The 20158-nt window shown below is 60.8% G+C and carries 20 protein-coding genes and 1 pseudogene; 18 read left to right on the top strand and 3 right to left on the bottom strand.

Annotated elements, in window-relative coordinates; genetic code table 11:
* Nucleotides 1–30 precede the first annotated feature (30 nt).
* From OVA07_RS09200 to OVA07_RS09190, 3 genes are read left to right on the top strand one after another with little or no spacing between them, the layout of a single operon-like run.
* Nucleotides 31–1119, top strand: a complete 1089-nt coding sequence (locus tag OVA07_RS09200) for a Zn-dependent alcohol dehydrogenase (RefSeq protein ID WP_268171142.1) — start codon at nucleotides 31–33, stop codon at nucleotides 1117–1119.
* The gene (locus OVA07_RS09195) at nucleotides 1116–2189 is read left to right on the top strand and encodes a phosphotransferase family protein (protein ID WP_268171141.1); all 1074 of its coding nucleotides are present in this window, start codon (nucleotides 1116–1118) and stop codon (nucleotides 2187–2189) included. Before OVA07_RS09200 ends, OVA07_RS09195 begins: the two co-directional genes overlap by 4 nt.
* Nucleotides 2190–2201: 12 nt before the next feature.
* Complete coding sequence (locus tag OVA07_RS09190; RefSeq protein ID WP_268171140.1) at nucleotides 2202–2591, top strand: reverse transcriptase-like protein; 390 nt, start codon at nucleotides 2202–2204, stop codon at nucleotides 2589–2591.
* A gap of 61 nt (nucleotides 2592–2652) precedes the next feature.
* Here the strand turns inward: OVA07_RS09190 and OVA07_RS09185 are convergent, their stop codons facing one another.
* Nucleotides 2653–4026: a class II 3-deoxy-7-phosphoheptulonate synthase gene (locus OVA07_RS09185; protein WP_268171139.1), complete on the bottom strand. Its 1374-nt coding sequence runs from the start codon at nucleotides 4024–4026 to the stop codon at nucleotides 2653–2655.
* Between the two features lie 261 nt (nucleotides 4027–4287).
* Here OVA07_RS09185 and OVA07_RS09180 point away from each other — a divergent pair, with 261 nt between their 5' ends.
* The 3 genes from OVA07_RS09180 to OVA07_RS09170 are packed head-to-tail and all read left to right on the top strand — an operon-like array spanning nucleotide 4288 to nucleotide 7495.
* A complete protein-coding gene (locus OVA07_RS09180; protein ID WP_268171138.1) occupies nucleotides 4288–6228 on the top strand; it encodes a TadE/TadG family type IV pilus assembly protein in 1941 nt (646 codons plus the stop codon).
* A complete protein-coding gene (locus tag OVA07_RS09175; protein WP_268171137.1) occupies nucleotides 6228–6839 on the top strand; it encodes a TadE/TadG family type IV pilus assembly protein in 612 nt (203 codons plus the stop codon). Before OVA07_RS09180 ends, OVA07_RS09175 begins: the two co-directional genes overlap by 1 nt.
* The gene (locus OVA07_RS09170; protein ID WP_268171136.1) at nucleotides 6836–7495 is read left to right on the top strand and encodes a TadE/TadG family type IV pilus assembly protein; all 660 of its coding nucleotides are present in this window, start codon (nucleotides 6836–6838) and stop codon (nucleotides 7493–7495) included. The genes OVA07_RS09175 and OVA07_RS09170 overlap by 4 nt, the downstream gene beginning before the upstream one ends.
* Before the next feature lie 23 nt (nucleotides 7496–7518).
* On the opposite strand, the gene OVA07_RS09165 is transcribed toward OVA07_RS09170, so the two are convergent.
* Both OVA07_RS09165 and OVA07_RS09160 read right to left on the bottom strand, forming a co-directional pair.
* Complete coding sequence (locus OVA07_RS09165) at nucleotides 7519–10395, bottom strand: insulinase family protein (protein WP_268171135.1); 2877 nt, start codon at nucleotides 10393–10395, stop codon at nucleotides 7519–7521.
* Nucleotides 10396–10443: 48 nt separating this feature from the next.
* Nucleotides 10444–11031 (bottom strand): FKBP-type peptidyl-prolyl cis-trans isomerase, encoded by a 588-nt coding sequence (locus tag OVA07_RS09160; protein ID WP_268171134.1) that lies wholly within the window; start codon nucleotides 11029–11031, stop codon nucleotides 10444–10446.
* A 92-nt stretch (nucleotides 11032–11123) separates the two neighbouring features.
* Between OVA07_RS09160 and OVA07_RS09155 the strand changes: the two genes are divergently transcribed.
* The 12 genes and pseudogenes from OVA07_RS09155 (at nucleotide 11124) to OVA07_RS09100 (ending at nucleotide 20105) form a co-directional block, all read left to right on the top strand.
* On the top strand, nucleotides 11124–11699 hold the full coding sequence (locus OVA07_RS09155) for a NifU family protein (protein ID WP_268172662.1): 576 nt from the start codon (nucleotides 11124–11126) through the stop codon (nucleotides 11697–11699).
* A 4-nt stretch (nucleotides 11700–11703) separates the two neighbouring features.
* Nucleotides 11704–12366: a tRNA (adenosine(37)-N6)-threonylcarbamoyltransferase complex dimerization subunit type 1 TsaB gene (gene tsaB / locus OVA07_RS09150; protein WP_268171133.1), complete on the top strand. Its 663-nt coding sequence runs from the start codon at nucleotides 11704–11706 to the stop codon at nucleotides 12364–12366.
* A 16-nt stretch (nucleotides 12367–12382) separates the two neighbouring features.
* A complete protein-coding gene (locus OVA07_RS09145) occupies nucleotides 12383–12868 on the top strand; it encodes a GNAT family N-acetyltransferase (protein WP_268171132.1) in 486 nt (161 codons plus the stop codon).
* Between the two features lie 186 nt (nucleotides 12869–13054).
* Nucleotides 13055–13492: a MucR family transcriptional regulator gene (locus OVA07_RS09140; RefSeq protein ID WP_268171131.1), complete on the top strand. Its 438-nt coding sequence runs from the start codon at nucleotides 13055–13057 to the stop codon at nucleotides 13490–13492.
* A 154-nt stretch (nucleotides 13493–13646) separates the two neighbouring features.
* Nucleotides 13647–14069: a Fur family transcriptional regulator gene (locus tag OVA07_RS09135; RefSeq protein WP_268171130.1), complete on the top strand. Its 423-nt coding sequence runs from the start codon at nucleotides 13647–13649 to the stop codon at nucleotides 14067–14069.
* On the top strand, nucleotides 14053–14844 hold the full coding sequence (locus tag OVA07_RS09130; RefSeq protein WP_268171129.1) for a lysophospholipid acyltransferase family protein: 792 nt from the start codon (nucleotides 14053–14055) through the stop codon (nucleotides 14842–14844). Before OVA07_RS09135 ends, OVA07_RS09130 begins: the two co-directional genes overlap by 17 nt.
* 33 nt (nucleotides 14845–14877) lie before the next feature.
* Nucleotides 14878–16215 (top strand): tRNA (N6-isopentenyl adenosine(37)-C2)-methylthiotransferase MiaB, encoded by a 1338-nt coding sequence (miaB, locus tag OVA07_RS09125; RefSeq protein WP_268171128.1) that lies wholly within the window; start codon nucleotides 14878–14880, stop codon nucleotides 16213–16215.
* A 99-nt stretch (nucleotides 16216–16314) separates the two neighbouring features.
* Nucleotides 16315–17353: pseudogene (locus OVA07_RS09120) on the top strand (PhoH family protein).
* Entirely contained in the window at nucleotides 17350–17853 is a 504-nt protein-coding gene (gene ybeY / locus OVA07_RS09115) for an rRNA maturation RNase YbeY (RefSeq protein ID WP_268171127.1), read from the top strand. Before OVA07_RS09120 ends, ybeY begins: the two are co-directional and overlap by 4 nt.
* Nucleotides 17854–17874: 21 nt before the next feature.
* Nucleotides 17875–18816 (top strand): CBS domain-containing protein, encoded by a 942-nt coding sequence (locus tag OVA07_RS09110; RefSeq protein WP_268171126.1) that lies wholly within the window; start codon nucleotides 17875–17877, stop codon nucleotides 18814–18816.
* Between the two features lie 9 nt (nucleotides 18817–18825).
* A complete protein-coding gene (locus OVA07_RS09105; RefSeq protein WP_268171125.1) occupies nucleotides 18826–19707 on the top strand; it encodes a LysR substrate-binding domain-containing protein in 882 nt (293 codons plus the stop codon).
* On the top strand, nucleotides 19704–20105 hold the full coding sequence (locus tag OVA07_RS09100; RefSeq protein WP_268171124.1) for a hypothetical protein: 402 nt from the start codon (nucleotides 19704–19706) through the stop codon (nucleotides 20103–20105). Before OVA07_RS09105 ends, OVA07_RS09100 begins: the two co-directional genes overlap by 4 nt.
* The last annotated feature ends 53 nt before the right edge of the window (nucleotides 20106–20158 follow it).

Raw genomic sequence — 20158 nt, 5'->3', positions numbered from 1 at the left:
GCGCGAAGCAAGCTACAGGAATGTTGCCCCATGAAAGCCGCTGTCCTTATCGAACCTGGCAAACCGCTGGAAATCCAGAATCTTAGCGTAGCCAAGCCGGGGCCGCATGAAGTGCTGATCCGCACTGCCGCGTGCGGGCTATGCCATTCGGACCTTCACTTCATCGACGGTGCCTATCCGCACCCGCTGCCCGCTGTGCCGGGACACGAAGCGGCAGGCATTGTCGAGGCGGTAGGCAGCGAAGTGCGCACCGTGAAAGTGGGCGACGCGGTCGTCACCTGCCTTTCAGCGTTCTGCGGGCACTGCGAATTCTGCGTCACAGGCCGCATGTCACTGTGCCTTGGTGGCGATACGCGGCGCGGAGCCGGAGAGGCTCCACGCCTGACCCGCACCGAGGACGGTGCAGTGGTCAACCAGATGCTGAACCTTTCAGCCTTTGCCGAACAGATGCTGGTCCACGAACATGCCTGCGTCGCCATCCATCCCGACATGCCGCTGGACCGTGCAGCGGTGATCGGCTGCGCGGTAACGACTGGCGCTGGCACCGTGTTCAACGCCTGCAAGGTGACGCCGGGCGAAACCGTAGCCGTGGTCGGCTGCGGCGGTGTGGGCCTTGCCACGGTGAACGCAGCCAAGATCGCGGGCGCAGGCCGGATCATTGCCGTGGACCCGATGCCGGAAAAGCGCGCACTGGCGATGAAGCTGGGCGCAACCGATGCCATTGATGCCGGGCCGGATGCAGCCGCACAGATCTTGGAAATGACCAGCGGCGGCGTTCACCATGCCATCGAAGCCGTGGGGCGCCCCGCTTCGGGCGATCTGGCCGTGGCAGCACTACGGCGCGGGGGCACTGCGACCATCCTTGGCATGATGCCGCTGACCCACAAGGTTGGCCTATCGGCCATGGATCTACTGTCTGACAAGAAGCTGCAAGGCGCGATCATGGGCCGCAACCACTTCCCTGTGGACTTGCCCCGGCTGGTCGATTTCTACATGCGCGGATTGCTAGATCTCGACACCATCATTGCCGAACGCATCCCGCTTTCGGGCATCAACGATGGCTTTGAAAAGATGAAGCAGGGCCATTCGGCGCGTTCGGTGATCGTGTTCGATCAATGACCGATCAGCTTGATGCACAGGCCGCCTTTACCGGAACGGTCGCGCCCGAAGGGGCCGACCGGTTGGATGAGACTGCCCTCACCCGCTGGTTTGAAGACAACGTGGCAGGCTTTGAAGGCCCGCTGTCAGTCGCCAAGTTCAAGGGCGGGCAATCCAACCCGACCTATCGCATCGACAGTCCGTCCGGCCCTTATGTCCTGCGGCGCAAACCCTTCGGCAAGCTGCTGCCATCGGCCCACGCGGTTGACCGCGAATACAAGGTGCAGGCAGGCCTTTCAAAAACCGGGTTTCCGGTGGCCCCGCAATATGGGTTGTGCACGGACGACAGCGTGGTCGGATCGTGGTTCTATGTAATGGGCTGCGTGGATGGACGGACCATCTGGGACGGGTCGATGCCCGGTGCCACGCCGGAATCCCGCCGCGCGACCTATTTCGCCATGGTCGATACGTTGGCCGCGCTGCATCAGGTCGATGCGGAGGCGGCTGGCCTTGGCGATTATGGCAAGCCGGGCAACTACTTTGGCCGTCAGGTTGACCGGTGGACCAAGCAATATCGTCTGGCTGAAACCGAAACGATGTCAGAGATGGAGCGCCTGATTGAATGGCTGCCCGCCACTCTGCCCGAACAGACGCGGACCAGCGTAGTTCACGGCGATTACCGCATCGACAACATGATCTTCGCAGCAGACGAAGCGCGCGTGGTGGCCGTGCTGGACTGGGAACTCTCCACGCTGGGCGATCCGCTGGCCGATTTCACCTATCTGTGCATGGCATGGGTCACTGACAATGCCGGTCGTTCCGGCGTGCAGGACATAGACCGCGCAGCGCTGGGCATTCCCGAACTGGATGAAGTGGTCGCCCGCTATTGCCAGCAGACCGGACGGACGAGCATTCCCGACATCAACTGGTATCTGGCGTTCAACTTCTTCCGCCTTGCCAGCATCGTGCAAGGCATCAAGAAGCGCGTGATCGACGGCACCGCATCCAGCGCCCATGCCAAGGCCAGTTCCGAACGGGTCTATCCGCTGGCAGAGGCGGCATGGTCCTTTGCGGTAAAGGCGGGGGCCTGATAGATCGGGCCAATGTCCGGCAAACACAGGCTGAAAGTCTTTTTCGACGGCGGCTGCCGCCCCAACCCCGGCCCGGTTGAAGTGGCCGCTGTGGTGCGCGGGGTGGCGCATGTCCGTACCGACCTTGGCCATGGCACCAATGGCGATGCCGAATGGCTGGCGCTGATCCACGCGCTGGAAGTGGCACAAGGTGCGGGCGCGGCAGACTTTGAACTGCTGGGCGACAATCGCGGCGTCATCGAACAAGCGAACGGGGTGGCGCCTTGCCGGTCACCCGCGCTGCAAGCTCACCATGATCGCTTCACCGCGCTTGCCGCCGCGCATCCCCCTGCCCGCATCCGCTGGATCAAACGCGCGCAGAACCTTGCCGGAATTGCGCTGGCCGCGCGCCATCCGCGATAAGAAAAACGCCGGACAGCGCACAGCTGCCCGGCGTCCATTCTTTTAACGAAGCCGTGCCCAATCAGGCGGCTTCCGCCTTGCTCCCTGCGCGTTCCTGATTCAGCGCTTCGGCCATCAGGAAGGCCAGTTCGATTGACTGCGCGGCGTTCAGGCGCGGGTCGCAGTGGGTGTGATACCGGTCGGCCAGCCCCTCCTGCGTGATCGCCACCGCGCCGCCGGTGCATTCGGTCACGTCGCGGCCGGTCATTTCGATATGAATGCCGCCCGCATGGGTGCCTTCTGCGCGGTGAACGGCAAAGAAGCCCTTCACTTCCGACAGGATACGGTCGAACGGACGGGTCTTGTAACCGTTGTCCGCCTTGATGACGTTGCCGTGCATCGGATCGCACGACCATACCACCGGATGGCCTTCCTTCTTCACCGCACGCACCAGTGGGGCAAGTCCGGCTTCCACCTTGTCGTGCCCGAAGCGGCTGATAAGCGTCATGCGGCCCGCTTCGCGCGCGGGGTTCAGCGTGTCGAGCATACGCAGCAGCGCGTCAGCCGAAAGGCTGGGTCCGCACTTCATGCCGATGGGGTTGTTTACGCCGCGCAGGTATTCGACGTGGGCCGATCCTTCAAACCGGGTGCGATCCCCAATCCACAGCATATGGGCGCTGGTGTCATACCATTCGCCGGTCAGCGAATCCTGCCGTGTCATCGCTTCTTCGTATTGCAGAAGCAGCGCTTCGTGGCTGGTATAGAAGCTGGTGCCCTGAAGCTGCGGAACGGTGCGCGGATCGACACCACAGGCTTCCATGAAGTCGAGCGATTCACCGATCTTGTCGGCCATTTCGCTGAACTTGGCTGCCCACGGGCTTTTGCCGATGTGGTCCAGCGTCCACTGGTGGACCTGCCGCAGGTTGGCATAGCCGCCGGTCGCAAACGCGCGCAGCAGGTTCAGCGTTGCCGCTGCCTGGCTATAGGCGCGCAGCATCCGGTCTGGCGCGGGAATGCGCGATTCCGGGGTGAAATCGATACCGTTGATGTTGTCGCCAAGGTAGCTTGGCAGTTCGACACCACCAATCGTTTCCACCGGCGACGAACGCGGCTTTGCGAACTGGCCCGCCATGCGGCCGACCTTGACCACCGGCTGCTTGCTGGCGAAAGTGAGGACCACCGCCATCTGCAACAGCACGCGGAACGTGTCGCGGATGTTGTTCGGGTGAAATTCGGCAAAGCTTTCGGCGCAATCCCCGCCCTGTAGCAGGAAACCCTTGCCTGCCGCCACTTGCGCCAGATCCGCCTTCAGCGCGCGGGCTTCGCCCGCAAAGACCAGCGGCGGAAAGCTCGTCAGGGTCTGCTCGACCTCGTTCAGCTTTTCGGCGTCCGGATAGGTCGGCAGATGCCGTCCTTCATATCCGCGCCACGAATCCGCAGTCCAGTTCTGTGCCACTTTGCCTTCCTTTCAAGAGGCGGGGCCATACGCGCACAGTGCAGGAAAAGCAAAGGGAGCCTTGCGTTCACAGTTATCGAACGGGCTGTCACGCGGGGCGAGCGCACAGGTCATCACACTCTATGGAGTTTCCCCTATGCCCGATAAGGCCTTGGTTTGCGGGGACTAGCTTAAAGCCAGCCTGCCAGACGCCGGGCGCGCGGGTTTCCGGGCCTTCAGCGACTGGCACCTTGGCCAGTTTGCGAAAGCCGCCCCTGTTCGATGTTCGCCCTCTTCCGCCTGTCGCTGAATGTTATCCGCAACCGGTCCGGCAATATTCTGCCGCTGGCTGCTGTGGCCATATTCGGCCTTGCAGCAATGGTTGGCGGGGCGATTGACATCAGCCGGGGCTGGCGCACGCAAACCCGCTTGCAATCGGCCTGCGATGCGGGTGTTCTGGCCGGACGCCGCGCGGTAACCACCCAAGGGTATGACACTGCCGCTGAAACCGAAGCCGACCGCTATTTTCTCGCCAACTTCGACGAAGATCGACAAGGCGCTTCAGGCACCGCATTTGCATCAACCTCGGTGGATCGCGGCGGCACGATCGAAGGCACGGCTTCTACCACTCTACCCCCGGTATTGATGCAGATCTTCGGCTTTGCAGGCTTTGAACTGCAAGCCACCTGCAGCGCTACGATGGGCGTTGGCAACAGCGACGTTATGATGGTGCTGGACACCACCGGATCGATGACATGGACACTGGCAGGCAGCGCGCAAAGCCGCATGGATGCGCTGCGCACGTCGATGAAAAACTTCTACGATACGCTGGAAGATTCCGCAGCAGGCAGCAACGCCCGCATCCGCTACGGGTTCGTTCCTTACAGTTCCACAGTCAATGTCGGACACCTGCTGGTCGATATAGATCCCGATTATCTGGTCGATAGCTGGACCATCCAGTCGCGGCAGGCGGTGTGGCGGACGGTGCGCACCGTTACCGGCTATGGCACACCCACACCTTCATCAGGATCAACCAACAGTCCAACTACCTATAGCGGCTGGACCAACTATTCTGGCACGCGCTACAATTTCTCGAGCACCTGTAACAACAACAAGCCTGCCGACACACAGTTCACCAACTTTGGCACGCCCACGGCGGTGACTACGACAACGACCAATGCACAGGGCCAGCAGGTTGTAACCGTCACCACCACCCAGCCGCAGCGCGCCACAAGTTATGCCTGCAATTTTGTTTTGATCGGATATTATATTCAGCAGCGCACTGCAGCGCGCAATGTGGTCACCACCGAGACCCAAACCGCCGATCCGATCTATAGCGACACACAAGTATTCGACCGCTGGGAATACCGGCCCGTCACCTATGATACGAGCAGCTACAAGCTGTTCAATGCCACAACCGCACGCACCGGTGAAAATGGCACGGCAATCTCATCCACCTGGGAAGGCTGCATCGAAGAACGCTCGACCGTGTCCGAACCTGCCTTTTCGTGGAGCGCGCTGACAGGCTTCTCTCCAGCGGGTGCGCAGGATCTCGAAATCGATACACCGCCCGACGGTTCGGATGCCAGCAAATGGGCGCCAATGTGGCCCGAAGTCGCCTATATGCGCACCACCACGATCAATGGCGCGGTCTATATGAACAGTTCCCTGCCATCGGCCACGGGCATGCAGGCGCCATCGTTCTGCCCGGCACAAGCGCAACTTCTGGCCACGATGAATCAGGCCGCCTTCTATGCGTATGCCGATGCGCTGAATCCAGAAGGTGCAACCTATCATGACATCGGCATGGTCTGGGGTGGACGCCTGCTTTCGCCCGATGGCATGTGGGCCAACAACGTGACCGAAGCGCCTGACAACGGTGGTGAAGTCTCACGCCACATGATCTTCATGACTGATGGCGAAATGTCCCCATCCTATTCATCGCAATCGGCTTGGGGCATTGAATATCACGATAAACGGGTGACCGATAACGGCTATACCAACGATACAGCGCGCCACAATTCGCGCTTCCTTGCCCTATGTGATGCGGTAAAGGCCAAGGGCATCCGACTCTGGGTCATCGCCTTTGCGCAAGGGATGACCACCCCGCTGCAAACCTGCGCCTCAAGCGACAGCGCCTTTACCGCCGCCAATGCCTCACAGCTTGACGATGCCTTTCAGGCCATTGCCAAGCAGGTTGGCGAACTGCGCGTGGTTCAGTGATGCGCGCATCCCTGTGTTTGTTCCGCCGCATCGTGGCCAACGCCAATGGGGCTACCGTCGTCGAATTCGCGCTGGTCGCGCCGATGTTTCTCGTTTTCCTGTTCAGCCTGCTGGACGTAGGGCAGATGGTCTATGGCAAGGCTATCCTGACCGGCGCGGTTCAACGCGCTGCCCGCGCCTCCGCGCTGGAAACCCGTGACACATCGGCTGCCGACACGATGGTATTCAACACCGTCAAGGGTATCCTGCCGGGTCTGACCCGCGACAAGATGATAACTTCGCGCATCAGCTATTCGGAATTCAGCGATGTTGGCCGCCCTGAGCAATGGAACGATGCCAATGGCAGCGGCACCTGTGACGGCAACGAAACTTATGTCGATGAAAACCGCAGTGGTCAGTGGGACGCCGATATCGGCAGGCAGGATGACCAAGGCTCTGCCAACGATGTGGTCGTCTACAGTGTTGAGGCGCATTTCTCGCCGTTGTTCAAGGTGCCGTTCCTGCCCCAGCAATGGTCTGAACGCACGCTGTCGGCTCGCACCGTCATCAAGAACCAGCCCTTCGGCAATCAGGTGGGCTATGGCTCCACAACCGGGAGTTGCGCGACATGATTTCCGCATCACGCTGGATTGGGCGGATATGCCGCAAAATTTTGGCTGACTCTGCCGCAATTTCCACCACCGAATTTGCAGTCGTCCTGCCGGTTTTCATGACTCTGGGCATGTATGGCACTGAAATTTCGTGGATGACCATTGCCGAAATGCAGGCGAGCCAAGTGGCCATTTCGCTGGCAGACAATGCATCGCGTCTGGGCCAGACTGATAACAGCGGCGTTACCCCGACCATCAGCGATGAAGCGGTTCAGAATGTTCTGACTGGGGCCTTGCTGGAAGGCCAGACGATGAACATGGAAGATAATGGTCGCGTAATTCTGTCCAGCCTCGAAACCCATCCTGTAACCGGCAAACAATACATTCACTGGCAGGAATGTTCAGGCGAACTGGAAAAATCGTCAAAGCACGGCAAGCCGGATCTGACTGGAACGGCCTTGGCCGCAACCATGTCCGGGCTGAACATTGGCGGCACCAAAATCACCGCACCTCCCGGGACATCGGTCATGGTTGCCGAAGTCTGGTATCAATACCATGGCCTGTTCGGCTCGCTGTTTGTCCAGCCTTTCACCATGTATCAGGAAGCCACGATCATCGTCCGCGATGATCGCAACACCGGCCCCGGGCTGAACGGCAAAAACTCCAAAGGCTGCTGACTACCCGACAGCAGCCTGTCACATCAACGTGTCGCCTTTTCTGGCACCACTTCCAGTCGCCAGCTCTTGTCCTTCTGCAAATAGCGCTGGGCCAGCGCCTGCATCCGTTCCGGCGTGGTCTGGCTGTAGTCATTCAGGATCGTGCGGATCGCGGCAATTTTGCGCGGGTCATTCGCCGCACCTTCCAGTTGATACATATAAAACCCGTTGCCGGTGCTGGCACGGGTAATCAACTGCTTCAGCGGTTCAGTCACGCGGCTGATTTCATCGGCACTGGGCGGGGCCTTGGCCAGATCGTCGGCAATCTTGTCAGCCGCAGCAAAGAACGTGTCGAAATCACCGGGGCGCAATTGCACGTTGGCAGCAATATAACCGCCAGAAGGCAGATCAAGCGGCCAGCTTGATCCCACCTGCGGCGCATAGCTTGCCCCCACCTTTTCGCGCATGGCATCAAACAGGCGGTTGTTGAATATCTGCGCCAGTATTTCCAGCTGGCGGCTTTCGCGCACGCCTTGCTGCCCGCCGCCCGTCGGCCATGCCACAACGGCGGCGGCCTGCGAAGGATCGCCACGATGCGTCAGCACCAGCGGTTCGGCATTGTGTGCCGGGATCGTCGGAGCCAGCGTGGATGCTGCGCCTGCGCCACGGGCTGGCAGCGCGCCAAACGTCTTCTCCAGTGCAGCAATTGCCTGTTCACGGGTGAAATCGCCAAACATGTCGATTTCAATCGGCCCTTGCGCCAGCAGCGGCTCCCAAGTCTTGCGGAACCCTTCGGGCGTGACCTTTTCCAGTTCCGCCGGATTGGGCGTGGCATAACGCGGATCGCCATCGCGCAACAACCAGGTCAAATCGCGGCCCAGCACCGCCATGGGCGATGAATTGAAGCTTTCGTATTGCAGCTTTGCTGCAGCCTTGGCGCGCAGCACCGGGTTCGGCTCCCAGCGCGGCATTGCCAGCTTGGCGGCCATCAGGTAAAGCTGATCTTCCAGATCGGCCGGGCGCGTATCGGCAGACATGCGGAACGCGGTGTCGTCGATATCGAAATCAAGGCTCAACTTGCGGCCCGTGGCCAGCCTGTCCAGATCGTCGCGGCCCAGTTCGCCAATGCCGCTGTCCATCAGCGCCACCTGCCCGATGGGTCCGTAAACCGCATCCTTGGGATCAATCGCGCCAAACCCGCCACCAAAGCGCGCCTTCACAATAATGCGCCCCGGCTCGGCATCGTTGGGCCACAACAGCACCTTCACGCCGTTGGACAGTTCGACCTGCTCAATCCCCAGCAGTCCGATAGGTCGCGCGCTGGCCACCGTGCCCGGCGTGCCCACCGGCGGCAAATTGGCAAATTTCAGGCTGTTGGCCGCAACCCTGCTGCCCGATGCGGCATCGACCGGCGCGGTCAGCGCCGTGCGCAATGCCGCTTCGTCCGCCTCACCCGCCTTGGGCGTGATCATCATCGGGCGGATTACCGTGCCTTTGAACAAGGTGCGGGTGTGCTCCAGCACAGCCTGCGGTTTGAACAGCGGGATCGACCGCTTGAAAATGCCATAGACCGTATCGGGGTTGGCCACCGTTTCGCGGATGTCCACCGCGTTGACCACATCGTCCGCCGCCTTCGATCCGGCCAGCGTCGCCTGCGTTTCCACGCCCACCTTGAACGCCACCTCGAACTCGGCCACTTCGCGGTCGATTTCTTCCTGCGATGGCGGCGTGGCCAGCGCATCGGCAATTACCCCGCGTACATCTGTTACCGCGCCCTTCCAATCCTCACCCAACGGTGTGACCGTAACGATGGTCGCATCTGCAGAGCGCGATAGATCCTGCTTCATCTCATCCACCGAAGCGACCAGATAGCTGCCACCGCCACGCGCCCGCGCTTCAAGCCGCCGGTTGATAAGCGACAGCGCCAGCCGGTCGATCATAAGGCCCTGATTATAGACAATCGTGTCGTTGACCTTGGCCCATGGCCGCAGGATCGCCCAGTTGACGATACGCGGCAGGTCCGGCTCCACCAGCACGCGCGCCTCGCCCACCGGGTTTTTCGGATCAGTCCCGGCAGGTGCCACCGGCTTCCCGAAATCAGGCTGCAGCGGCTTCTTGCCCGCCACCTTCCACGGGCCGAACCACTGTTCGATGCGTGCGACCAGCGTGGCAGGATCGGCATCACCTGCCACCACGATCACTGTGTTGTCAGGCCGATACCATTTGTCATGGAACGCTTTCACCCGTGCGCCATTGGCCGCTTCCAGCGTTTCGACCGTACCGATCGGGCTGCGCGATGCCAGCAACTGTCCCTTGAAGAACAGCCCGCGCGTTTCATCCAGCACGCGCGATTGGGCGCTTGTCCGCTCACGCATTTCGGCCAGCACGATCGGCACTTCGGTCTTCACGCCATGATCGGTAAAGATCGGGCCGGTAATCATCCCCGACAATAGCTTGAACGTCTCGTCCAGCTTGGGCGCTGTGGCGTTGGGAATGTCCAGCTTGTAAACCGTCTGCGTCGGGCTGGTTTCTGCGTTGGTGTCGCTGCCGAATGTCGCGCCAAGGCGCTGCCACGTCGGGATTGTCTCGCCTTCTTTCAGGAACTTCGATTCGCGAAAGGTCAGATGCTCGATCAGGTGGGCATAACCGCGCTGGTCTTCGGTTTCATACATCGAGCCCGCATCCACCAGCACGCGGATCGACACCTGTTCGGGTGGCACGCCATTATGGCGCACGGCATAACGGATGCCGTTGGGCAGTACGCCAAAGGTCCAGGCCTTGTCCTGCGGCACGTCCGACCCCTTGTAGAGCCAAGGAACTTCGGCCTTTACCGGGGTTCGGGCATCTATCGGAGCCGCCGACAGCAGCAGGAGAGGAAGGAGAAGGCCGAGGCGCCGGGCGCGCGGTGCAGAAGATCGCATCGCCCGACTATAGAAAACCTTAGGATGAAGGACCAGTGAATAGACCTGTTATTGTGCGCCTTTAGGCGCTGTTCCAGCAGGCGCAGCCTCACCGGTCGAAGCGCCGCCAGCCGCCGCCTGCATCGCTTCAATTTCGGCTGTAGTCTTGAAGTCCACCAATTCCACCTGAAACACCAGATCGGAATTGGCCGGGATCGGGCCGGAAACTTCCGCGCCATACCCCAGCGCAGCAGGAACGCAGAAGCGCCACACGCTGCCCTTGGCCATCATCTGCAGGCCTTCGGAAAAACCGGGGATCACCCCTTCCACCGGAAATGCCGACTGCGTGTTCTGGTCAAACACTTCGCCATTCGCAGCCAGATACCCGATGTAATTCACCAGCACATAATCCGCCTTGGCAGGCTTTGGCCCTTCGGCAGCTTTCAGCGTCATTGCCCCCAGCCCGCTCGGCCCTGCGACAGAGCACAGCCGCTGATTTGCCGAAACCACCGGGTTGAACGGCATGGGCAGCGCCTGCGCCGAAGGAACAGGCGCTTTGGCTGGCGCCGCTGCGATCGCAGGCGAAACAATAACAGGGGCCAGAACAGCAGCAAGAACAGGGGCGATGCGGCAAAGAGCCTTGGCGGGAATGGTCATGCCCCACGCAAATACGAAATTTCGGGATAAAGCAATGCCTGTGCGCCCCTGCTTTCCCTTGACCCCCCAAACAGCAGGCCTACATGCGAATCATGTTTATCGAGACTGAAACCACGCCCAACCCGGCCACGCTCAAGTTCCTCCCCGGCGAACTGGTCATGGCCAGCGGCACGCGCGAATTTACCTCGCCCGAAGCGGCAGAGGTATCGCCGCTGGCGCAGGCGCTGTTCGACCTTGGCGACGTTACCGGTGTGTTCTTCGGTCGTGACTTCGTTTCGGTTACTGCCGCGCCCGGTGTCGAATGGTCCAGCCTCAAACCGCAGGTGCTGTCGCTCCTGCTCGATCACTTCGTTTCGCAGGCCCCGCTCTTCACGCCCGGATCGGCTGCAGCGATCAGTGTCCCTGCCGAAGATGATGATTTTTCGGATGATCCTGCAGATGCCGACGTGATCGAACAGATCAAGGATCTGATCGAAACTCGCGTCCGCCCCGCCGTTGCGAACGATGGCGGCGACATCATCTATCGCGGCTTCCGCGAAGGGGTGGTTTACTTGCAGATGCAGGGGGCCTGCTCTGGGTGCCCGTCATCCACTGCGACGCTGAAAAACGGCATCGAAAGCCTGCTGAAGCATTACGTTCCCGAAGTCAGCGAAGTTCGCGCAGCCTGACCTTATGCGCACACTGGTCATCGACAGCGCGACGGAAGCCTGCTCGGTCGCACTTTTTGAACATGACCAGCTTATTGCGGGCGAATGCCTGACGCTGGGGCGTGGCCACGCTGAACGGCTTGTGCCGATGATTGCCAGCCTGCCCGACAAAGGCCGCGCAGATGTAATCGCGGTCGACGTTGGCCCCGGCAGCTTCACTGGTATCCGCGTTGGCCTTGCCGCCGCCCGCGCGCTGGCGATGGCGTGGGGGGCACGACTTGAAGGGTTTGAAAGCCTTTCGCTGGTCGCTGCCATGGCGCTGGCCCGTCACCCCGGCAGCCCCGTCGATGTCTGCATGACTGGCGGGCACGGTGAATGGTTCTTCCGCCCCTTTGCCGCAGATGGCTCTCCCCTAGCCCCTCTCGCCTCGCTTTCACCGGAAGAGTCCGTGGCACGCGCCAGCGCACCGCTAGCCGCAGGCAGTCAGGCCCTGCCACTGCGCGAAAGCCGCCCCGGCATCACCACCCTCGATCTGCGGCCTGATGCACGAGAGTTTGCGCTTCTGTCACCTCAGGCGCTGCATGCCGATCCCCGGCCCAGCTATGGGCGCGCGCCCGATGCCAAACTCCCCTCTGCCAAGGCAGCGTCTGGCAAGCTACCTTCTGACAAACTGCCCTCTGCTGCCTGACGGACGCTGCTGATCGATGCAAGGCTCACCCGACGCTCCGATCGACGACATCGACCGCATCATGTCCGTCATGGAAAGGGCTTTTTCACCGGAATTTGGTGAAGCCTGGAATCGGCGGCAAGTAACTGATGCCCTGATCGTGGGCAGTTGCCGCTATGGTCTGATCGCGCCGGATGGTTCCCAAAACCTTGAATCCGCACCTGATTGTGCAGGCTTTTTCATGGGTCGCAGCATTCTTGACGAAGAAGAACTGCTGCTGTTCGCAATTGCGCCCGAATATCGCCGTCGCGGTCTTGGCCATCAGCTTCTTGATTTTTTCATCTCTCAGGCTCGCGCCAATGGCATGGGGCGGATTTTTCTGGAAATGCGCCGCGATAACCCCGCCGGGTTTCTCTATGCCGCACATGGTTTTCAGGAAATTGGTGTGCGTCCAGCATATTACCGCACTGCAAGCGGCCAGCGTATCGATGCGATCAGCCAGGAACTTAACCTCCTAGACTGATACGATACTTGGCAGGATTCCGTATCTCGCCCCGTACTCATCTAAAAAATAGCGCTGGAATGGGGAAAATCCCCTCGGCACGGTTGTATCCTTCATCTTCTTGTCTATAGAAGGTGATATAGATCACCTTTTAAGTTTTCAGATTCCGTTAGCCCGGCATGGGCAAGCACAGAAGGTCGCTTTGCAATGACTGAGATTCAGAATGACATGCGTGAAACGCTGATAACGCTCACTTCGGATATCGTTGCCGCTCATGTGAGCAACAACAGCGTTGCGGTGGGCGACCTGTCCACGCTTATCACCAATGTCTATTCTGCCCTCGCCGGTCTGGACAAGCCCGCGCCGGTAGAAGAACCGGCACCTGAACCGGCCGTTTCGATCCGTTCCTCGATCAAGAACGATCACATCGTTTGCCTCGAAGACGGCAAGAAGCTGAAAATGCTCAAGCGTCACCTTGCCACGCGCTATAACATGACGCCGGATCAGTATCGGGCACGCTGGAATCTGCCTGCTGACTATCCAATGGTCGCACCGGCCTATGCCGAAAAGCGCCGCGAACTTGCCAAGAAGATCGGCCTCGGCCGCAAGCCCGCGCCCAAGCGTGGTCGCAAGGCCGCTTCGTAAGCCAGGCACGCCTGCGCTGCACGTACGGCAAATCCCGCTGCGCAATCGTATTGCGCGCGGTTGAAGATTCGGCTCGCCTGTCTATAGACTTGGCGAGCCGATTTCATTTTGGCCGAAATCATATTTGGCCAATTTCTTTTCTGACGGGTCCAACGTGCACCAAGCCATTGACATCGAAGCCCTCTGCGCGGAACGCGGTCTGCGCATCACCGACCAGCGGCGCACGATTGCCCGCGTTCTGTCGGAAAGCGACGACCACCCCGATGTCGAAAAGCTGCATGAACGCGCTTCGGCTATCGACCCGCGCATTTCCATCGCCACGGTTTACCGCACGGTCCGCCTGTTCGAAGAAGCAGGCATCCTTGATCGCCACGATTTTGGCGATGGCCGCGCACGGTACGAAGCCACGCCGGAAGCGCATCACGATCATCTGATCGATGTCGAAACCGGCAAAGTCATCGAATTCGTCGATCCTGAACTGGAACAGCTCCAGCGCCAGATCGCCGAAAAGCTGGGCTACCGGCTCGTCGATCACCGCATGGAACTTTACGGCGTCAAGCTTGAACGCGACGGCTGACACGCCTCACCGCGTCAGCATTTCGCTGGCCGGGCGCGCGCGCATTGCGCTGCGAATCGCTGCCATGCTCGGCATGCTGTTCGTCTGTGTGCCGCTCTATTATGTCTGGCGCCTGTTGCGGCTGCACAACCCATGGCCGCGCATCTTCCTTGGCAGCGTTGGCCGAATTGCGGGCGCACGCCCGCGCATCGTCGGCGCGCCATCGCGCAAGGGCGCGTTCCTTTTATCCAACCACGTAAGCTGGCTGGATATCCCGGTGATTTCAGGAGCCAGTGGCAGCGCCTTCGTTGCCCATTCCGGCCTGGCCGATGTCGGCCCGCTGAAATGGCTGTGCGACATGAACGACACTGTGTTTGTCGCCCGCCATGAACGCCGCTCGGTTCATACCCAGGTTGAACAAGTGCGCACGGCGATCAGCGATACCGGCGCACTGACGATCTTTCCCGAAGGCACCACGAGCGACGGCACGGGCCTGCTCCCGTTCAAATCGTCGCTGCTGTCCGCGCTTGATCCACCGCCGCCGGGCATCGCCATTCAGCCGGTGTGGCTGGATTATGGTGTGGATGTGCCCGCAATGGCGTGGGTGGGCGATGAACCCGGCCTCGACAACTTCCTCAAGATCCTTGCGCGCGGCCGCAACCTGCCGGTTACCATTCACTTCCTGCCGCCATTGACCGCGCCCGAAAGCGCCAATCGCAAAATCATGGCCAGTGCCGCGCGCGACCGCATACTTGCCGCCATGGCTGCTGCAACCTCACCTGACAGGTCAATATAGCCAAACCGGGGCAAATCCCCTATCGGCGGCCCCATGCCTGCAACACCCGCCACTTCCGCCACGCCCGCCCCTAAGACATTCCGCGTCAAAAGCTTCGGCTGCCAGATGAACGTCTATGACGGCGAACGCATGGCCGAACTGCTGGGCGCTGAAGGGATGACCGCCGCTGCCGACGGGCAAGAGGCCGATCTGGTCGTGCTGAACACCTGCCACATCCGCGAAAAGGCTACCGAAAAGGTCTATTCCGACATTGGCCGCCTGCGCCGCAATGATGGCACGGCCCCGCTGATTGCGGTCGCCGGATGCGTGGCACAGGCAGAGGGCGAGGAAATCATGGCCCGCGCGCCCAGCGTAAAGGTCGTGGTCGGCCCGCAGGCCTATCACCGCCTGCCCGCGATGGTGGCCGATGCCGTGGCGGGCAAGCGCGGCACCGAAACCGACATGCCGGCCGAAGCCAAGTTCGCCGCCCTGCCCAAGCGCCGCAAATCTGCCCCCACCGCCTTCCTCACCGTGCAGGAAGGGTGCGACAAGTTCTGCACTTACTGCGTGGTTCCCTATACGCGCGGTGCGGAAATCAGCCGCCCCTTTGCCGATCTGGTCGAAGAGGCAAAGCTGCTGGTTGCAGGCGGCGCGCGCGAAATCACACTGCTGGGCCAGAACGTCAATGCCTGGGTGGGCAGCGATGCCAAGGGCTGCAACATCGGCCTTGACGGCCTGATCCGCACACTGGCAGCCGACCCCGATCTTCAGCGCATCCGCTATACCACCAGCCACCCCAACGACATGACCGACGGGTTGATTGCCGCACATGGCGAAGTGGACAAGCTCATGCCGTTCCTGCATCTGCCCGTGCAGGCCGGAAATGATCGCGTGCTGAAAGCGATGAACCGCAGCCACACAGCAGACAGCTATTTGAAATTGCTCGATCGTATCCGCACTGCCAACCCCGACATCGCCCTGTCGGGTGACTTCATCGTTGGCTTCCCCGGTGAAACCGATGCCGAATTTGAAGACACCCTGCGCCTTGTCGATGCGGTGGGCTATGCACAGGCATTCAGCTTCAAGTATTCGCCGCGCCCCGGCACGCCTGCGGCTACCATGGCCGATCATGTGCCCGCGCCCGTGATGGACGAACGCCTGCAACGCCTGCAAGCCGCGCTCAACCGCGATCAGCTTGCCTTCAACAAGGCCAGCGTGGGCAAGACCTGTCAGGTGCTGGTCGAACGGCGCGGCAAACTGGCCGGGCAATTGTTGGGCAAATCGCCCTGGCTGCAATCGGTCCACTTTATGGGCGACGCCGAAATCGGGCAGATCGTCACCGTCGAACTGGTCGACGCCGGACCGAACTCGATTGCTGGCCATATAATCTGAAACGGCTGTGGAATAATCGGGCGAAGTCTTGCGCCTGCGACTTCCGCTCCTATTCTCTTTTTCAGGCCTTGCCTGAAAGGCCCAACGCAAAAGGAGCACATGCCCCGCAAACTCCCCCGCGCCCATGAAGAGGCGCCTCATCGCCCGGAACAGCACCGCCCTGACCTGCACAGGCGCGCACGGGTCGAAGTCGAATTTGATGAGCAGACCGTGCTCGGCACGCTGTTCGGCCAGTTCGATACCAATCTTGTGCATATCGAAAACCGGTTGGGAGTTTTACATTTCGGCGCGCGGCAACCGCGTGATGATCGAAGGCCCGGAAGATTCCGTGGCCCGCGCGCGCGACGTGCTGAAAGGCATGCATCAGCGCCTGCTATCGGGACAGATACTCGATTCGGGTGCCGTCGAATCGCTTATCGCGATGAGCGTGGAACCCACGCTGGAAGGCATCATCACCGGTGCGCCCGGCGGCGCTCCGCCGATCATGATCCGTACGCGCAAGAAAACCATCGTCCCGCGCAGCGCCACGCAGATCGAATACATGAAGGCGCTGGTCGCCCACGACGTGATCTTCGCGCTCGGCCCTGCAGGCACCGGCAAAACCTATGTCGCTGTCGCTCAGGCCGTGGCCCAGCTCATGTCGGGCTCGGTGCAGCGCCTCATCCTGTCGCGCCCTGCTGTCGAAGCGGGCGAACGACTGGGCTTCCTGCCTGGCGACATGAAGGAAAAGGTCGATCCTTACCTGCGCCCGCTTTACGACGCGCTGTATGACTGCATGCCGCCGGAACAGGTGGAACGCCGCATCGCTTCGGGTGAAATCGAAATCGCGCCCATCGCCTTCATGCGTGGCCGCACGTTGGCCGATGCCTTTGTCATTCTTGACGAAGCACAGAATACCACACCCGCCCAGATGAAGATGTTCCTCACCCGTTTTGGCCAAAACAGCCGCATGGTAGTGTGTGGTGACCCCAAGCAGGTCGATCTTCCCGGCGGCGTCAATGCCAGCGGGCTTAACGATGCCGTGCAAAGGCTCGAAGGCGTCGAAGGCATCGCCACCGTCCGGTTCAACACCGCCGATGTGGTGCGCCACCCCATCGTCGGGCGCATTGTCGAAGCCTATGAAGGCAAAGAAGCGTGATCGCACCGATTCTTGAAATCGATATCGATCCGGTCTGGGGCGACGATATCGATTGGGAAGACCTTGCCAACCGCGCGGCGCAGGCCACAGCGAAAATCGTGCCCGAACTTGCGCATGAAAACCTGCTGGTCAGCCTCGTCATGGCCGATGACGAGGAAGTCCACGCGCTGAACAAGCAGTGGCGGGCCAAAGACAAGCCCACCAATGTCCTTTCTTTTCCAATGCTGAGCCGTGAAGAAGTGCTTCACGCCGCACGCGATACCGATACCCCCGGCATGTTGGGCGACATGATCCTTGCCCATGGTGTTTGCACCCGCGAAGCGGCTGAAAAGGGCGTGTCCGTGCAGGTTCACGCCACCCATCTGGTGGTCCATGGCCTGCTGCATCTGGCCGGTTACGACCATGAACTGGGCGAAGCTGAAGCCGAGGAAATGGAAGAACTGGAGCGGAAGTCGCTTGCACTGATGGGCATTGCCGACCCATATGCGGTCGAAGACTGAACACTTAGGGGGTATCAAGCAGTGCCTGAGGGCAATGGCTCCACCGGCGACAGCCGTTCTGGAGACTCAGACAGTAGCAGTCGCGCGTTGTGGCGCGCGATCACGGCCTTTTTCAGAGGTCCGGACCACGACCAATCGCTGCGTGCGCAGATCGAAGAGGCGATCGACGAACACGAAGGCGAACCGCATCATCGGCGTGGCGACAACGGCGATCTTGTGCCGCTGGAACGCCAGATGCTGCGCAACCTGCTGCATTTCAGCGAGCATGATGCCGACGACGTGGCAATTCCGCGTGGTGAAATCATTGCCATTGCCGCATCGGCCAGCTTCGAGGAACTGGTCGCCGCCTTTGCCGAACATGGGCACAGCCGTATGCCCGTCTATGGCGAATCGCTGGACGAAATTGTCGGCATGATCCACGTAAAGGACGTGTTCGGTATCGTTGCCGGCATGACCCTTGCAGGCAAACCGCCGCCAAAGGACTGGGCCAGCTTGATGCGCCAGCCGCTGTTCGTGCCCCAGGCACGGGGCGCACTTGACGTATTGGCGGACATGCGCAGCAAGCGCACACACCTTGCCGTGGTTATCGATGAATATTCCGGCACTGATGGCATCATCACCATCGAAGATCTGGTCGAGGAAATCATCGGCGAGATCGAGGACGAGCATGATGATGCGCCGCAGGAACTGATCCGCCGTATCGACCCAGATACGTGGGAAGCCGATGCACGCGCAGAGCTGGATGACGTAGCGGAAACGGTTGATCCAAGGCTTGCAGAAGTCGAGGAAGACGTCGATACGCTAGGCGGTCTGGCAGTTGTGCTGGCAGGAGAAGTGCCGCCAGTGGGCAGGGTGCTTGAACATGCCAGCGGCTGGCGGCTGGAAGTGACAGGTGGCGATGAACGCCGCCTCACGCGCCTGCGGCTCCATGCGCCGCAGGCCGAAACTGTTGATGAGGAATAGGACAAGCCGATGATTCGCCGCCTGCCCCCGCTGCGTTCGCTGGAGGCATTCATTCGCGTCGTGCGTGCCGGATCGGCAAAAACGGCAGCGGCGGAACTCGCGCTCAGCCCTTCGGCCCTGTCGCGCCGCCTTACCGCGCTTGAAGAATTCGTCGGCAAGCCGCTGTTCGAACGCAAGCATCAGGCCTTGAAACTGACCGACGAAGGCCAGCAGCTTTACGATGCCGTCGCCCCGCTGATCGACGAAATGGCAGACCGGGTGGACCGCCTGATCGACACGGGCAAAGTCATGCGACTGCGGCTGGGCGTGCTGCCCCTGTTCGGCAGCCAGCGCCTGTTTCCGCGTCTGGGCGAATTGCGCAAGCTGCACCCGCAACTCCACATCGACATTGATTCCGGCCACGCCGCCGAGACCAAGCTGGGCGACACCATCGACGCCGCCATCGTCCTGTCCGAAGGGCCTGATGCGTCTCTCCATTCGGTGCGGCTTGACCATAACCGCGTCCACGCCATCACGTCGCGCGAAATGGCCGCCGAACTGGGCGAACGCCCCGATGTGGCCAAGCTGTCCAAGCAGACCTTCCTCGTCCACAACGATCTGCCGATGAGCTTTGAGGCGTGGAAGAAGGCTCTCCACCTTGAAAAGCTGGAACCGGCTGCAATCGACCATTTCGATTCGGGCCAGTTGATCCTTGAAGCGGCGGCCCAGGGGCTGGGCATCGCGATCATGCATGATGACCACTATCATCGCAGCCACGATTCGCGCCTTGCCCGGCTTTATGACATCGACGTCGACAGCCCCTATTCCTACTGGTTCGTCTGCCGCCCGCGCGCCCTGCAATCGCGCCCGGTGCGTCTGTTCCACGACTGGATGTTGAAGGCGGGGCTTTGACAGTCTCGCGCCGCCGCGTGCTGGCAGTAAAAATCCATTGCCCCATCGCGCCCGAAACGCTCACCGCCCTGCTCTCAGGCGATCAACAGGCGCTGGAACGCGACGCCACCGCCGCCGCAATCCTTGGCATTATCCGCGCCGACAACCCCTTGGGCGATTTCGGCCTCTATCACGGTGTCTGTGAAATTTCGCTGGGATGGGAAAGCTTTACGCCATCCCCGCAGGCCAAACCCACCTTGGGCAGCGCGGACACCAGATCGCTGTCGCCCACCGCCATCCTGACGACGTATGCCCCCACCGATGCCGACATCGAGCCAGCCTTATCAGCCCTGATCGCCGCACATCCATGGGAAGTGCCGGTGATCGAACTTGCTGAAACGCATTTGCTGGTGCGCTGATCGATACGGTTCATTGTTGCCTTGATGCAGTAATTGCACTTATCTCCCACTTG

Source organism: Novosphingobium sp. SL115, from assembly GCF_026672515.1.
Taxonomy (GTDB): Bacteria; Pseudomonadota; Alphaproteobacteria; order Sphingomonadales; family Sphingomonadaceae; genus Novosphingobium.
This window is presented reverse-complemented; position numbering and strand designations above follow the sequence as displayed.